The following is a 15,706-nucleotide window of genomic DNA, read 5'->3' as shown; positions in this document are numbered from 1 at the left end:
TAAACTATTTTTGAATTAAAAGGAGATATATAATATGAACTTAATAGAAATAATGGAAAGACGTTACTCAACTAAAAAATTTGATAATACAAGAAAAATTTCAGCAGAAGATATGAAACAAATTAAAGAACTTTTAAGACTTAGTGCTTCAAGCGTTAATACTCAACCATGGCATTTTATAATAGCTTCAAGTGAAGAAGGGAAAAAACAAATAAGCAAAAGTACTCAAGGATTCTACGCTTTTAATGATGAAAAAGTACTTACTGCATCAGATATAGTTGTACTTTGTGCAAGAACTTCAATGGATGAAGATTACTTACAACATATCTTAGAAAAAGAAGATCAAGATGGACGTTTTGCTAACGAAGAAATCAAAAATGGTATGCATGGAGGACGTAGTACATTTGTTAACTTCCATAAAAATGACTACAATGACTTACAATATTGGATGGATAAACAAGTTTACTTAAATATGGGTAGCTTATTACTTGGTTCTGCTGCTCTTGGAATAGATGCAGTACCTATGGAAGGATTTGATGTTAAAGTTTTAAATGAAGAATTAGGATTAACTGAAAAAGGATTCACCGCTGTAGCATTAGTTCCTTTAGGATACAAAGCTAATGATGATTTCAATGCACAATTACCTAAATCAAGACTTTCTGAAGAAGAAGTATTTACTACAATTTAATTAATTATCCCCTCATTAATATAACTTACTCTAGATTTAAAGAAAGCTAATACAAAAGATTCCCCATTATTTTATTAGCTTTCTTTTATAATAGATTTCATTTTACGTTTCTTTTCCTACAGGCTTTTATCACATGATCTATCTAGCAATTATTTCTATTCCATCTTCAGTTACAAGAATTGTGTGCTCCCATTGTGCTGAAAGAGAATCGTCATCGGTAAGAACAGTCCACCCGTCATCTTCATCTATAAATATTTCATTACTTCCAGCATTTATCATTGGTTCAATGGTAAATACCATACCAGGTACTAAAACCATACCTATTCCTCTTTTTCCCAAATGAGAAACAAATGGTTCTTCATGAATATCTAAACCTACTCCATGTCCACCGAATTCTCTAACTACTGAATAACCATTACTTTCTGCATATTCTTGAATTGCAGCTCCAATATCTCCTAAGAACCCCCAAGGTTTAACTGCTTCTAAGCCTTTATTCAAACATTCTTTAGTTACTTCAACCAATTTCTTAGCTTCTTCATCTACTTCACCAATCATAAACATCCTTGATGCATCTGAGTAATATCCATTAAGTATAGTTGTTGCATCAACATTTACAATATCACCATTCTTTAGAATTACATCTTTACTAGGTATTCCATGGCATACAACATTATTTATTGATACACAAATACTTTTAGGAAATCCATCATAATTAAGAGTAGCTGGAATTCCACCTTTGGATATTGTATAGTCATGTGCCAATTTATTTATTTCTTCTGTTGCCATGCCTTCCTTAATGTTTTCACTAATTAAGTCTAGAAGACCATTATTAATCTCAGCACTCTTTCTTATTCCTTCAATTTGCTCTTTTGTTTTTATGAGGTTTCTAGTTGGTACTATATGACCTTTTCTTTTTAAATCACTTAACTTTTCATCAGATTCTAAATGACAGTTTTTATATTTTAATCCACTTTTGCACCAACATAAATTATTTCTGTTTAATTTCATAATCTTTTCCTCTCTCATATATTCATTTTAATTATTTAACTGATCCTCCATGGAAATGACATTCATAAACCTTAATATGGTCAAAATATATTTCCTCATGTCCTTGAAACCACTTAAATTCTCCATTTATTATACAATGATATTTATACTGCCCATTTTGATAAATAATAGGACCTCTATATGGATTCTCCTTAGTTACTAAACTCAAAACTTCCTTCAAAAAACTCCCTGAAAATCTTTCATCTAAAATTCTTCCAATATAATTCATTGACCAAAATGGAATATCATCTTGCCATATTGCTTCCTCTCCTACAAACTTCTCTCCACCTATATATGTATCTATATATTTTAAAGTTCCTTCTGTATATTCTAAATCATGAGAATTTGGTCTTGAAGATTCACTCTCTGTCCCCTCCCCAGCATATGTAGCTTTTTTAGCCCTACATAAGAAATCAATTATATTTTCATTTATATGATTATCGCTATGCTCTTCTATACATAAGCGGCAATTTTCTTCATAATCATTAACTAGTTTATCAATGCTTACTTTAAAATAATCACTTAGTGCAATCAGTCTAGCTATATCGGGATAAGATTGACCCACTTCCCATTTTGCAACTGCTTGCCTTGATATCCCTAAAACTTCAGCTAACTTTTCTTGTGATAGACCCTTTGCTTTTCTAAGTGTTTGCAATTGTTCTTGAAAACTCATTGTTTAATCACCTCTTGTATAAGTATACTGATAATATTATCATGTTTCTACCAATTAAGTATAACAAATTTGACAACCTAAAGTTGCTTTAAATAAAAAGGTAATTTTAATACTGTTAAATCATATCTTTCCTATTACTTTTATAATATATATTTAGTTTCTATAATATATATTTATTTTCTATGATTTACCAATTATTTTAACTATATTGTAAAAAAATTAAATTAGTGTTAGTATAGTTATTACTAAAACAAATATAGTAAATATAGTAAATTATAAAAACGGATTCATAATATAGTCGCAATTTTTTCGTATTAATCAATTTAAATCCAACTACTAGGTTATAGAAATCTACAGCTATATATTCATAACTTAAATATATTTAAGATTATAGGAGGAAAATAATATGATTTTTTATAGTAAAGAGAGCGAAAAAGAGGAAATTTCAAAAGACACACCCAATATAGTCATGGAAAAATTATTGAAATCAAGAACTATAGTTATTTCTGGTGAGATTAATCAATCTTTAGCAGAAAAAGTAGTTACTCAACTTTTAATCCTTGAAGAAATGGGAAATGACCCTATTAAAATATTTATAAATAGTCAAGGAGGGCATGTTGAAGCTGGAGATACAATACATGATATGATAAAGTTCATTACACCAAAAGTTATAATGATAGGTACAGGTTGGGTAGCAAGTGCTGGTATAACAATTTATCTTGCAGCTGATAAAGAAAATAGATATTCTCTTCCTAATACAAGATATATGATTCATCAACCATTAGGAGGATTTAATGGTCCAGCTACAGACATCGGTATTGAAGCTGAAGAAATATTAAGAGTTCGTAAAAGAATTAATAAAATTATAAGTGAAGCTACTGGTCAACCACTAGAAAGAGTTGAAAAAGACACTGATAGAAACTATTGGTTAAGTTCTGATGATGCTATAACATATGGTATAGTCAATAAAATAATATCAAATCATTCTGATTTGAAGTAATTTACAGAGTTTTTTTCACAGGCTCCACAGATCCTTTAGAAGTTTAATTTAAAAATTATAAAAACCTCAGTTATATCTGAGGTTTTTGCTTTATATTCCATTATTCTTCTCAACATATTGAACTAACTTAATTCCTTTATTCATTTCTGCCAATCTACCTTTTGTATTAATATTATTTTGCCTTATCCTTTAATATTTAATCAATCCCATTGACCTGGAAATCTTAATTTTTGTAGCTTTGGGAATTTTTTATTATATTCTTCAACTTCTACCTTAGGTAGATTTTCAAAAACTTCCGATTCGTAGAATTTACCTTTTATATCTTTCATACTATCTTCTGCTAATTCAATTCCCATAAATGCATCAAAGTTTTTACCATCAGCAGTGGTAATATTAAAATTATCACAGGTTTTAAATCCTATTCGAGGATAATAATCTGGTTCTCCAAAAATTACAATACCTTTATACCCTTTATTTGTAGCTAGCTTCATTGTTTCCCTTAATAACAGCTCACCAACTCCACTTCCTTGCCATTTAGGCTCTACACAAAGAGGACCAAAGGTTATAATTTCATGGGTATCTACACCATCAACAATCTTTGCCTTTGAATACATTATACATCCTATTACTTTACCATCCTTTACTGCTATTCTGCTGAGCTCTGGAAGATAGTCTTTATGCTTACGTAATTTATGCACTAGGTAATGTTCGTCACAGCCAAGATGATGTTTGTTCCAAAAAGCATGCTGTGTCATCAGCTCCACATTGTACCAATCATCCTCTGTTTCCATTCTAATTTCTACCTCTTCACCATTTAACTTTTTCTTTTCTTCTGGAAACCATCCAAATTCTAATCTAACTTCTTTTCTTTGTAAATCATTATTCCTATAGCAGCAAGCATCCATACCAATCAAAGTAAATCCTTCATGCTGATAAAAATCCACTGCATTAACATTGCAAGACTGTGTTTCTAGTATAATAGCTCTACGACGTTCTCTTCTTGCTTGTTCCTTTACAACCTGAATTAATGCATGACCTATTCCATTCTTTTGATATTCTTCTGCTACCCAAAGTTCTGTAATTCTTAGACGATTAGACCATAGTTCTTGATCTGTTTCAATTGCAGCAATTAATTTATCTTTAACTAACACTCCCCAAGCATAAGCATTCTCCCAGTGGTCTTCATATAACTTATCTGGAAAATCATACTCTTCTGGTGTATGGGTTACTGGCTCGCTAAAGTCTTTCTTTTCTATATCAATAGTAAAGCCTTTATCCGTTTCATTTACTACAACATCATAATATTTATCTGTAGTATAACCTATCGGGATTATAGTTTCCTTCCATTTATCCTTTGCTAAATGTATAATTTCATATTCCATAGTATTTACCCCCAACTTTTCATACTTTCAATTATATTTATTTTCTATGTTTTTTTAAGTCCTATTCTTCTAATTAATTCAACAATCGCTGTATAACATATTATTAACATGTACATTAATCGTACTGCTAAGTGTAGGTTTGGGAGAAAAATTACTATAAATCCTAGAACACATACGACATACATAGAAATTATAATATTATTCATAATCCACATAAAATATATCAATGCTATTATGCTAATTAAACTTAATATATAAAATAAAATTCTCAATTTCGTATATTCTTTCTTGGTTAAAGTATTTAGTAAAATATTAATAAACCTTGATGTTTCCACATCAGGATTATTTTTTTCTTTATAGTGTACCTGTAACAATAAATCCATTAACCCTACCCCTTATAATGTATTATATGTAAACTATATACATATACAATTATGTTGTCAAGAAAATTTTTAAGGTAGCAAAACATATTGTGTTCCTAATTACCTAGTTTTATAGTACTTTTAGCTAGAGCAATTTTTCATTCTAGCTAAAAAACAGATTTACCTATAGTACACGCTTCTCCCTAACAGTTATAAGACATACTATTTAAAATATAATACCTATGCATAGAGTGCATAGGTATTATATTTATTTATTTAGATATAAATTATTTCTACTCCTGAAAAATCTATACATCCACATATAGTTAGAATATTATCTGCTGTTCCTTCATTTCTATTTTTTTCAGTTATTGCACTAAAAGATGTAGTAGATATATTTTCAACAGTCCAATTTCTAGGTATATATAACTCTACACCAGAAAAAAAAGCTTCTATATTAACATATCCTTTTCCTTCATAAAGAACAGCATTATCAAAATACACTTTCATTGCTCCAAAGCTACACTTTAAATCTGCTTGTTCAAATTTATCTGTATTTATATACTTAATACTTCCAGCAAATGAGGTCTTTAACTTTATATGACTTTCATCTTCCGTATCAATAGTATTAAATTTAGAAGAATCCCAATTACTTTTTCTGCGAGACCACTTAGGATGTTTATTAAAAACCATAGAAAGACCGACACTTCCAAGTAATGCTGCTATTAATACTGTCCATGGAGTGATAGCTGTTATACCAAGCTGTTCATCATAATCAATACAAATGAGTGCTATTGGGAATAAAATGCCTGCGAAATTAGCTTTTAATACACTCTTTATAATGATACCAACTAAGAAAATTGTAAATAAAATTGTAAAAATATTTGTATCTGAAAAATATCCAAGTTTATAGATAATTAAAGCAATTCCACATAGTATAAGAGAAAGTCCTCCCGAAAGTCTACTGTTATCCATTTTATCTCCTCTTTTCTAATAATTTATTTTTTAGTGGTTTATAATAATATCTTGAAACATACACCTGTTTGTGAGTATTTTGAAATTCGACCTTACTTGATGATGATAGACTATGTGTTATGGAGTAAATATGATTTGTATTTAGAATTGTTGATTTTGAAACTCGCATAAAATATCCTGGCAAAAACTCTTCAAGTTCGTAAAGCTTGTATTTCACGTTATATATATTGTCTATAGTATGTGCACAAACCCTATTTCCTTCAGTTTCAAAAAATATTATTTCTTCCAAAGAAAGATAATATTCGGTATCACCTCTATAAAAAGTTATACATTTCTTGCATGATAGCATATCGTGAAACATAATTTGAATATTTTTAATGTCTTCATTAAGTTCACTACATCTAATAATAACTTCATTTTCGCTTATTTTATTATCTACCTCAATTCGTATTTTCATATTTTCACTCCCCATATTTTTATTATATTAACTATTTTTTCCCTTGTAAATATAACAACAGTAAGTGGTTAGTTATTGTCTATAAGTGGTATGTTTTTATACGTATGTTATATTAAAATATATAAAATAAGAAGTTTATCTGTATTGATATAGAAGTTACCCTATTGCTAAAATACTTGTTCCAGGTAAATAGAAAACATTTTAAATTTAAAAAAGCAGCCTTTTTCAGACTGCTTTTTTGAATTCTAAACAAGCAATTTATATTTTTATATGAAATAATTCTCTTTAAGCTTTGAAGTGTATCAATTATTGTTTTTTAGCTCCCCAAAAGTACATTTCTCCATTCTTGTTTTTATAAAAGGCATAACTCTCATCAATCCAAGTATGATGAAATTCAGTTTCTGATATTGGATACATGGGTATAATATATTCATCATCTAGAACAAAAAACATTTTTTCTTTGGCCCTTCCAACAGTGAGTTTCTCGCCGTCCCCTTTATATATCCCTATATATTCTTCATATATTTTGGAATCTAAAGCATATTCGAGTGGTCTACTTGGAAATTGATATTCCTCTTGAAACATTATAGCAGCAAGAATATCTGTAATACGCCAAACTGCTGTAAATCCATAATTACTTAATACAATAATACTTACTTGTTCATTGATGTATCTGTCAAATCCAGTTGTGAACCCCAATCCACCGCCGTCGTGACTTATCCTCTTGCGTCCGTACATTTCATCTATAAACCATCCATATCCATAATCATTATCCTCAGTTCCTCTTTCTCCGGAATTTGCATATGGTGAAAATATAGTATTCAGTGTTTCCTCTGAAACAAGGCCTCCATTATATAAAGCTTGATCCCATATTAGCATGTCCTCAACTGTAGAATAGATTTCCCCTGATCCAAATGTTACATCCATGTTTACATAATCAGTATGGATTAAATCATTATCATTTAGATAATACCCATTAGCTAGCCCTGGTATAATTGCTTTATTTTTTTCAATACCAGTATTCTTCATATTTAAAGGCTGAAAAATGTTCTTACTTAAAAACTCATCATAGGTCACACTTGAAACATTTTCAATAATACATGCAAGCAAATAGTATCCGTAATTAGAGTAATTCCACCTTTCCCCTGGCTCACACAAAAGAGGTTTATCTTTAAATATATTAAACATATCTTCATGTGTATGCTTTGATTTACTATACATTATTGGAAAGTTTGGTCCAAATAAATATTGAAGACCGGAAGTATGAGTTAAAAGATGATGTATAGTTATTCTTTTATCAAATTGATGAAATTCAGGAAAATAATTAGTAATGCTTTCATTAACATCTAATAAGCCTTTTTCTTGTAACATCATCACTGCTATAGCGGTAAATTGTTTTGTTATAGAACAAATTCTAAACTTTGTTTGTGATGTATTGGGAATACTATGTTCTATAGAAGCCTTTCCATAGCCTTTTTTAATGATAGTCTCACCCTTTTCAGCTACTAATATGGAACCACTAAATGCCCATGTATTGCAGTATAATTCCATAAAATCATTTATTTTTGTTGCTAGTAAACTGTTCATTACTATACTCCTTACTTACATTCTTTATTTTTTAGTTCTATTTAATATAATTTTAGATTTAATAAAATTATATTACAATAGTAGAAAATATTTCTATATCATTTTTTACATAAAGCTACCACCTATTATAAGAGTAGTAGCTTTAACCTAAAAATTTCTATCATAATTTTCTCCTTTATGTATTAATACTCTTATTTTTAAATGTATAAGACTTAATAATACCTTTCTTGTATCACCCTAATCTTTATCCCTCAATGAACAAATATCAATTTAGGCAGTCTTATCCTTTAGGACAGTTTAGCATTAATAGCTGATTACAATATAATTATTTTTTATACCGCAATGTGACAGTATCAAAACAAATATCCATCAATATAATATATTAGAGTAATATTTAGTGGTGTAAAATGGGAAAAGGATATATAATAGTTCAACTTTCAAAAGAACAAGAAGCCTTACCTATCACAAGTGCAAAGATAAAAATTAGAGATCAAAAAACAAAAGAGGTTATTTTTGAGACAGACAGTGGTGTAGATGAAAGTGGCAGAAGTGAGATTATTGAGTTAGATGCTCCCGATAAAAATTTGTCATTAGAACCAATGAATAAAACATATATTCCTTATGCTAGATATGATGTGTTAGTAACCGCAGAAGGATATAATAATGTACTAATAGAAGGTGTTAGTATTTTTGATGAAACTACTTCTATTCAAAATGTATCATTAACTGAGATAGTTAAAGTTGGTGCAGCTGCATTTTACAACACAACGGAAAATAGGATTGTTATACCTCCTCATCAATTATTATTGGATGTTCAAAGAGATCAGAAAACTGGAGTGTTATCTCAACCTTTTGTATTAAGAGAAGTATATATACCAGAGTATATTACAGTACACCTTGGAGCTCCTAGTGCATGGGCGCAAAATGTCACTGTCAGGTTTGTAGATTATATTAAAAATGTTGCTTCCCATGAAGTTTACCCAACATGGCCTGAAGAATCCCTAAGAGCCAACATTTATGCCCAAATAACCTTTGCCCTTAACAGAGTTTATACAGAATGGTATGTAAGTAGAGGTTATTCATTTCAAATAACAAATTCTACAGCCTATGATCAATATTTTGTATATGGAGGAAATGTATTTGAGAATGTAAGCGAAATTGTAGATTCTATTTTTAATGAATATTTTTCTATAGTTAATAGTAATGCACCATATTTTACACAATATTGCAATGGTACAACAGCTAAATGTAATGGGTTATCTCAGTGGGGAACTGTAGACTTAGCAAACGGTGGTAGAAATGCTTTTGAAATATTACAGTATTATTATGGTAATGATAAAATACTAAAAAGAACTCCAATAATTGCTGGGTTAGTTGAGTCATATCCTGGATCAGCAATAAGGAGAAACGATAGAAACTCCAATGTAACTATAATACAACAACAGTTAAATAGAATATCACAAAATTATCCTGCTATTCCTAAGTTAATTCCTGTAGATGGAATCTTTGGACCTAACACTGAAGCATCCGTTAAAGTATTTCAAAGAATATTTAATTTAGTTCAAGATGGAATAGTGGGAAGAGCAACCTGGTATAAATTATCAGCAATTTATACTGCTGTAAAAAGATTAGCTGAATTAGATCAAGAAGCAGAAGAAAATATGATTATTGAAGAATTAGATGGAAGTTTTGATGGAGATTATCCATTAGGAGGATTAAAATATGGTTCTAAAGGAGGAAAAGTAAGGGAGCTACAAGTATATTTAAGTACCCTAGCAGAGGCTTATGGATTAAAGAAAAATGCTATAACTGGTATTTTTGATTATGAAACTCTGGAAACCTTAATGGAATTTCAAAAGGCATTTAATTTGCCTATTTTAAAATCAGTTGATAGAAGGCTTTGGAATACTATATACTGTGCCTATGTAGATTTAGAAGACATTTACTCAGTAGAGGACTTAACTAGATATCCAGGGTATGTTTTAAGGAAAAATTTTAGCAATAAAGATGTAAGAAGACTTAAAACAATGCTTAGAAAGATATCTACATTATATAAAGAGATACCAGAAGTTAATGTTGATAGAGATTTTGATGGAAGAACACAAAATGCTGTGTTAAGATTTCAAAGAACCTTTGGATTAGTTCAAAATGGCGAGGTGGATATTAATACTTGGAGGAATATTGTATTTGTATATTTGGCATTAGACTCTGGTAGGGATATAAATACCTCAGATATTCTTTTCCCATTCCCATTTGAACTAAAACTTGGAGATAATAATGGGTATGTTGCTGTTCTTAAAGAGTATATGAATGTTTTAGCTAAAAACGGATATAACATAAGAATTCTACCTATAGATAATATATTTGACTTAGCAACGGAAAGAAATGTTAAGAGTCTTCAAAAGGTATTTGACCTAAGGAGAACTGGAGTTGTGGATACAATAACCTGGGAAAAAATCGCATCAACCTATAACGACTTCTTCACTGGTAGAAGGTAAGGTCCATTCTTAAAATTTATATAGCTATGGAAAAACAGCTAACTTCAACAAAAAGAGAGTAGGTAAATTTGTATTTACACAAATTTACCTACTCTCTCTTAACCTAAATTAAACTTTAATAAAATTATAATCTTCTGATTGGGAAAATAAATATAATTGTCCTATACCCTGCTTCTCTAGCAAGCTGCATTGTTGTTTCTAATAATAAACCACCAATACCTGTGTTCTGTAAATCAGTTTCCACACAAAGTGGTCCAAAGGTTATCACATCATAAGTTTCTTTATCATTAACAACTTCGTGCTTTGTTTATCTATCATATTTCATTCTTAGCTTAATTGGTATAAATGTTTCCATCTGTGCCCATCCCTGTGCCTTGATAATATCCTTAGGAGTAATAATATGTCCCATACTATAATGATTATTGCGTTCATCCAATTCAAACAATTCTGATTTATTAATGTATTCTATAGCCTCATTATACAATTTACTACTCATTTCTTCATCACCGTCTCTATATGTGTAAGTAAGATAATACCCGCCATCAAAGTCAACTACATCGTTACTACCGCTATCCATGTCATCATTTAGCGCCCACCACCAAACCATACCTTGTTCGACAGGATCAAAAAATAAAAAATCTCGTGGCATAAAGTCATCTCGTGGTAATGGCTTAATATCAGAAAAATATGCATCAAACTTTCCCAATATTCCTTCTGCAGAAAAATCAAAATTTTTATCAACCCCTGATGAAGCAGCTTTAAACGGTGGTAATGAAACAATTCTAAATTTCATAATTCCATCTCCTTGTATATATTACAAAAATTTTATTTTACCTAATTATAACATATATCCTAGCGCCAATATACGTTAATACTTGTAACCTTCTTTCTATATGGCAAATCCTTCATAGTTTTTAATTCATTACTTACTATTTTCAGCATAAAACTTTAAAGCTTCCCCCATAAATTTAGATGCTCCACTTCCATATTGTTTATCAATGGCTTTTATCCATGTGGAATTTGATAAATAAAGCTCTGCTGTATAACCCCAATGATTCTCTCCCTCATCTACTTTGTAAAATTCTTGACTTTTTTTAGTTGCATCTGATATTTCTTCAACAATTTGTTGAACCTCTTTTGAATAAGGATCTTTACTTAAGTCAGATGCAAGCTTTTTATATAGTTCTTCTAATTTAGGCTGCTTATCTCCCAAATAATTTTTTAGAGCTTCTCCGATAAATTTAGATGCACCATTTCCATATTTCTTATCCACTTCTTCTATCCACTTAGGATATACCAAATAAATTTGCACCATATAGTACCAATGATCATCCCCATTATCCATTTTGAAAATTTCATAATCTTTTTTAGCTATATCTGTTATTTCTTCAGCAATTTCTTGAATCTCCTTTGAATAAGGATCCTTACTTAAGTCAGATGTAAGCTTCTTAAATAGTTCTTTTAATTTAGGGTGCTTACCTTCCAAGGAATCTCTTTTAAACTCATCATATTGTTCTGCTAAAGTAAACGTAGCACTATTGTTAAGATTTTTCTTTAAAGCCGTAGCATATTTTTCAATACTTCCATATTTCTTTATAGCCATTTTAGCAATTTCATCTTCCTTAGATTTAAATTTTTCAATATGGTCATTATATTTATCTACACTACCATAAATTTCACTTACCTTATCCTCGTGTTCTGTTTTAAATTCTTCCAATACATTAAAATATTCATTCATATCAAATTCTTTAAAATTCATTGCGCTTTCTCCTTTTAAGGTTTTATTTATAAGCTCTATTAAACCATTCAATCTTTTTCTTTTTAAAATAAGCAACTTTTTCTGATTTTTTAGTGCTTGCATTTTATCAAAATATGGACTCATCATTATCTCTTTAACATCTTTTAAAGGTATATCAAGCTCTTTGAAAAATAAAATTTGCTGCAGAGTTTTAAGAGCTTCATCATCATAAAGTCTATATCCTGCCTCTGTAATTTCACTTGGTTTTAATAATCCTATTTCATCATAGTAATGTAATGCACGCACACTTACTCCTGTCAAATCCGAAACTTGTTTTACTGTTCTCATTGCTACACCTCAAAGTTTGATTTTACAGCTATCAATATTATCTAATACTCAGCCGGCTGTGAGTTTTTGTTAATATACTCAAGTTATATTTTTATATTACACTATGACGTGGTGTTAGAGTCAACGCTTTACAAAAGAATTTACACACTCTTTAGTTTTCTTGTTTTTAAACTTTAAGCAAAGAAATCTCATGAGAAAAGAGGCTGTGACAAAGTATTTTCATACTTTTGTCACAACCTCTGTTTCACAAATCTGTCTACTCTCACCTATATTTGAACCTCTAATATAAAACTTATAATATTATATTTTCATATAACAATTTTAGTAAAAGGGTTTCCACCTATAGATTCAAACCATATCTACTGTAACTACCAATCTACTAATAGAATGTATATTCTATATCAGTACCATCAAAATATATTATATCTTCATTATCAAAATGCCACTTAGATTTTAATCTATTAGGTAATAGTAAATCACCATTATTCTTATAATCTTCATATAGCGCAGACCATTTTCTATGTTCTAATCTTCCATCATTATAGATAAGTGCTCTATCATCAGTTGTAAATTCAACAAGCTCTCCACTATCTAAGAATTTATAAATTCCACTTGCCTTTATGTTATCATACGTTATTGATACACCCACTGTATTTTTATCTATTTCTTTTATGTCTACATCTCCACTTAATAACTGTGACGGCATAAATATAATTTCGGCAAGCCAGGTCACCAAGGCTGCTTTATTCATTTCTTCCCCGCGTTGATTGAATAGAGTAATATTTTTTGCTACTACTCCCTTCATCCCACCTTCACCATTAATAAATGAGTCCAAGCCTTGAAATGGTATGCCATAAAGTGATGAATCTATAAAAGCAAATCTAGCTGGAACATCTCCAAAAATATGTTCTGAATAATTTATTTTCAATGTTTTATTCATCTCTATATTTACAAAATCGGCATCCTTAAAATTAAAACTCACATGGTTACTACTAACCTTATTAACTAGCTTAGTATAGCTATAAAAATTCTGCATGGATTGTGGTAAATCCTCCAATGTATATTTAGCAGCTTTTTTATTTTCATTAATATTTTCTTCACTTGCAACTAAATAATCCTTAAAGTTTGTTTTTAATCTTGAATAAGGTACATTGAAATAAATAACTAATATAGATACTAATAATAAAATTATGCCTGAAATTAACCCCATTTTTTTCTTAACTCTCCTCTTCATTTTGTTTCTCCAATACCATAATATTTTTCTCTAATTGCTTTATTCCTTTAAATACACCTAATAACATTTCTTCATCAAAATCTGCAAACAAATTTTCAATATACTTTTCTTCACTTTCCATTCTTTGTTCAAAATAGTCTGTACAGTACTTTGTTAATTCTAATCTTTGTATTCTACCATCCTCTTTATCCTTAACTATTACTAAGAAGCCTCTTCTTTCTAATATACTAGCCATCTTTTTAACATTCTGTCTTGAAGTCCCCATTCTTTCCGCAGTCATTGAAATTGTTGGAGCTTCATATTTAAAGCTAGCTATAATAGCAATTAAAAACCATTGCTTTGTAGATATATTAGAATCGAATTTATCTCCTAGTAGTTGTAATTTATTAGATAAAGCAAATATACCTCCATATATATAAGCTTCCATTTTCTTTTCCTCTTTTTTATCCACTATTCATCACACTCCATAAAAATTATATTCACCAATATTTATTGTAACTTAAAAGTAACTGATTACATATATAATTATACGTAACCAGTTACCTTTATGTCAATACTTACAAAAAGATAATAGATACTTACCTATTATCTCTTATTTTCCATATTTAAATGATTTGTAATAACACTTATTCTTCATATTTGAATATATTAAATCCTACCTTCGAAATAGGAAAACCTCTGAAATACCCATAAACAGAACAACTATTTGACTAGCATTCCTGCTATATAATTAAAATTAAATATATATATTTATAAAAATATGATTTTCATCTAGGAGGCTTAATGATAGTAGTAGCAATAGAGTTAATAAGATGAAGTTACTAAAGAGTTTCATAACAACTATTACAAAGGTATATAATTGAAAGTTTGCAATAATAATCTTAAGAAAACCTTAAGAAACAATTAAGAAGATTTTAAATAATTACTTATATACTATATTTAGTAATAAAAAATAATTTATAAAGGAGTGTTTTAGAGATCAGTTTTCAAATTAAATTTTTAATGTAATAGTAAATATTAAGATTAAAACGGGGGAAAGAGATTTCTATGATGAAAAGTTATATAATACCAATGATATTATCATTTTTTCTAATAACTATTTTAAATATATTCTTAAATAAAAATAGTAAGAGTCTTAAAAAGAAAATAGGATGGCAACATTACTTTTTGGGATATCTTTTTATATTATATCTTATGATTTCCTTAATAGATGTAGTCGGAATTCCTACTTTGAGCGAATGGAAAAGACTTTCAAGATTAAACAGGCCATTATTTAATCCCATTATAAATTTAGTGCCTTTTAACGATGGACTTGAGCTTTCAGCAATACTTAATATAATACTTTTTATGCCTTTTGGATTTTTATTGCCAACATTATGGAAAAAGTATAGAACATTATTGCCCACAGTATGTAGTGGAATATTATTTTCAATTATTATTGAAATTGCTCAATTGTTTGTCCAATTTCGTGCATCAGATATTAATGATTTAATAATGAATACCCTAGGAACTATTTGTGGTTGGATTATTTTCAATATTATTAGTAAGTTTTTTCATGAACTTGCCAATAAAACAGTAGTTGAAATTTCTTCTAAGGATAGTATGGTTATTAAATTAGAACCTTATCTATACATTGCAATTCCAATTATAAGTACGTTTTTGAGTTAATAAAATGATACTCTTATTTTTAAAAGGGTTACTTTAGATGTGTTATCTT

Annotated in this window: 14 protein-coding genes; 4 read left to right on the top strand and 10 right to left on the bottom strand. The window is 29.2% G+C overall.

Annotation, left to right across the window (positions count from 1 at the left end; all coding sequences use genetic code 11):
* Positions 1–34: 34 nt before the first annotated feature.
* Positions 35–688 (top strand): oxygen-insensitive NAD(P)H-dependent nitroreductase NfsB, encoded by a 654-nt coding sequence (locus B3086_RS06265; protein WP_035134070.1) that lies wholly within the window; start codon positions 35–37, stop codon positions 686–688.
* Positions 689–826: 138 nt separating this feature from the next.
* On the opposite strand, the gene B3086_RS06260 is transcribed toward B3086_RS06265, so the two are convergent.
* Both B3086_RS06260 and B3086_RS06255 read right to left on the bottom strand, forming a co-directional pair.
* Entirely contained in the window at positions 827–1,696 is an 870-nt protein-coding gene (locus B3086_RS06260) for a methionyl aminopeptidase (protein WP_346846721.1), read from the bottom strand.
* A gap of 31 nt (positions 1,697–1,727) precedes the next feature.
* Positions 1,728–2,408 (bottom strand): DUF5680 domain-containing protein, encoded by a 681-nt coding sequence (locus B3086_RS06255; protein ID WP_346846720.1) that lies wholly within the window; start codon positions 2,406–2,408, stop codon positions 1,728–1,730.
* Between the two features lie 406 nt (positions 2,409–2,814).
* Here B3086_RS06255 and B3086_RS06250 point away from each other — a divergent pair, with 406 nt between their 5' ends.
* On the top strand, positions 2,815–3,408 hold the full coding sequence (locus tag B3086_RS06250; protein WP_346846719.1) for an ATP-dependent Clp protease proteolytic subunit: 594 nt from the start codon (positions 2,815–2,817) through the stop codon (positions 3,406–3,408).
* Positions 3,409–3,608: 200 nt separating this feature from the next.
* Here the strand turns inward: B3086_RS06250 and B3086_RS06245 are convergent, their stop codons facing one another.
* The 4 genes from B3086_RS06245 to B3086_RS06230 form a co-directional block, all read right to left on the bottom strand.
* Positions 3,609–4,790: a GNAT family N-acetyltransferase gene (locus tag B3086_RS06245; protein WP_346846718.1), complete on the bottom strand. Its 1,182-nt coding sequence runs from the start codon at positions 4,788–4,790 to the stop codon at positions 3,609–3,611.
* A 638-nt stretch (positions 4,791–5,428) separates the two neighbouring features.
* On the bottom strand, positions 5,429–6,127 hold the full coding sequence (locus tag B3086_RS06240; protein WP_346846717.1) for a LiaF transmembrane domain-containing protein: 699 nt from the start codon (positions 6,125–6,127) through the stop codon (positions 5,429–5,431).
* Between the two features lies 1 nt (position 6,128).
* Positions 6,129–6,584 (bottom strand): LytTR family DNA-binding domain-containing protein, encoded by a 456-nt coding sequence (locus tag B3086_RS06235; protein ID WP_346846716.1) that lies wholly within the window; start codon positions 6,582–6,584, stop codon positions 6,129–6,131.
* Positions 6,585–6,890: 306 nt separating this feature from the next.
* Positions 6,891–8,171 carry a serine hydrolase domain-containing protein gene (locus B3086_RS06230; RefSeq protein ID WP_346846715.1) on the bottom strand — a complete coding sequence of 427 codons (1,281 nt, stop codon included), beginning with the start codon at positions 8,169–8,171 and terminating at the stop codon, positions 6,891–6,893.
* A gap of 407 nt (positions 8,172–8,578) precedes the next feature.
* Between B3086_RS06230 and B3086_RS06225 the strand changes: the two genes are divergently transcribed.
* On the top strand, positions 8,579–10,669 hold the full coding sequence (locus B3086_RS06225) for a peptidoglycan-binding protein (RefSeq protein WP_346892955.1): 2,091 nt from the start codon (positions 8,579–8,581) through the stop codon (positions 10,667–10,669).
* Between the two features lie 307 nt (positions 10,670–10,976).
* On the opposite strand, the gene B3086_RS06220 is transcribed toward B3086_RS06225, so the two are convergent.
* The 4 genes from B3086_RS06220 to B3086_RS06205 form a co-directional block, all read right to left on the bottom strand.
* Positions 10,977–11,462, bottom strand: a complete 486-nt coding sequence (locus B3086_RS06220; RefSeq protein ID WP_346846713.1) for a hypothetical protein — start codon at positions 11,460–11,462, stop codon at positions 10,977–10,979.
* Between the two features lie 129 nt (positions 11,463–11,591).
* Entirely contained in the window at positions 11,592–12,755 is a 1,164-nt protein-coding gene (locus B3086_RS06215) for a MerR family transcriptional regulator (RefSeq protein ID WP_346846712.1), read from the bottom strand.
* Between the two features lie 379 nt (positions 12,756–13,134).
* Positions 13,135–13,989, bottom strand: a complete 855-nt coding sequence (locus B3086_RS06210) for a DUF6544 family protein (RefSeq protein WP_346846711.1) — start codon at positions 13,987–13,989, stop codon at positions 13,135–13,137.
* Entirely contained in the window at positions 13,973–14,440 is a 468-nt protein-coding gene (locus B3086_RS06205; protein WP_346846710.1) for a MarR family transcriptional regulator, read from the bottom strand. The genes B3086_RS06210 and B3086_RS06205 overlap by 17 nt, the downstream gene beginning before the upstream one ends.
* A gap of 596 nt (positions 14,441–15,036) precedes the next feature.
* On the opposite strand from B3086_RS06205, the gene B3086_RS06200 reads away from it, so the two are divergent.
* Positions 15,037–15,657 (top strand): VanZ family protein, encoded by a 621-nt coding sequence (locus B3086_RS06200; RefSeq protein ID WP_346876858.1) that lies wholly within the window; start codon positions 15,037–15,039, stop codon positions 15,655–15,657.
* Positions 15,658–15,706 lie beyond the last annotated feature (49 nt).

The sequence above is a fragment of the Clostridium sp. UBA871 genome (genome assembly GCF_002295255.1).
In the GTDB taxonomy this organism is placed as follows: Bacteria; Bacillota; Clostridia; order Clostridiales; family Clostridiaceae; genus Clostridium_J; species Clostridium_J sulfidigenes.
This window is presented reverse-complemented; position numbering and strand designations above follow the sequence as displayed.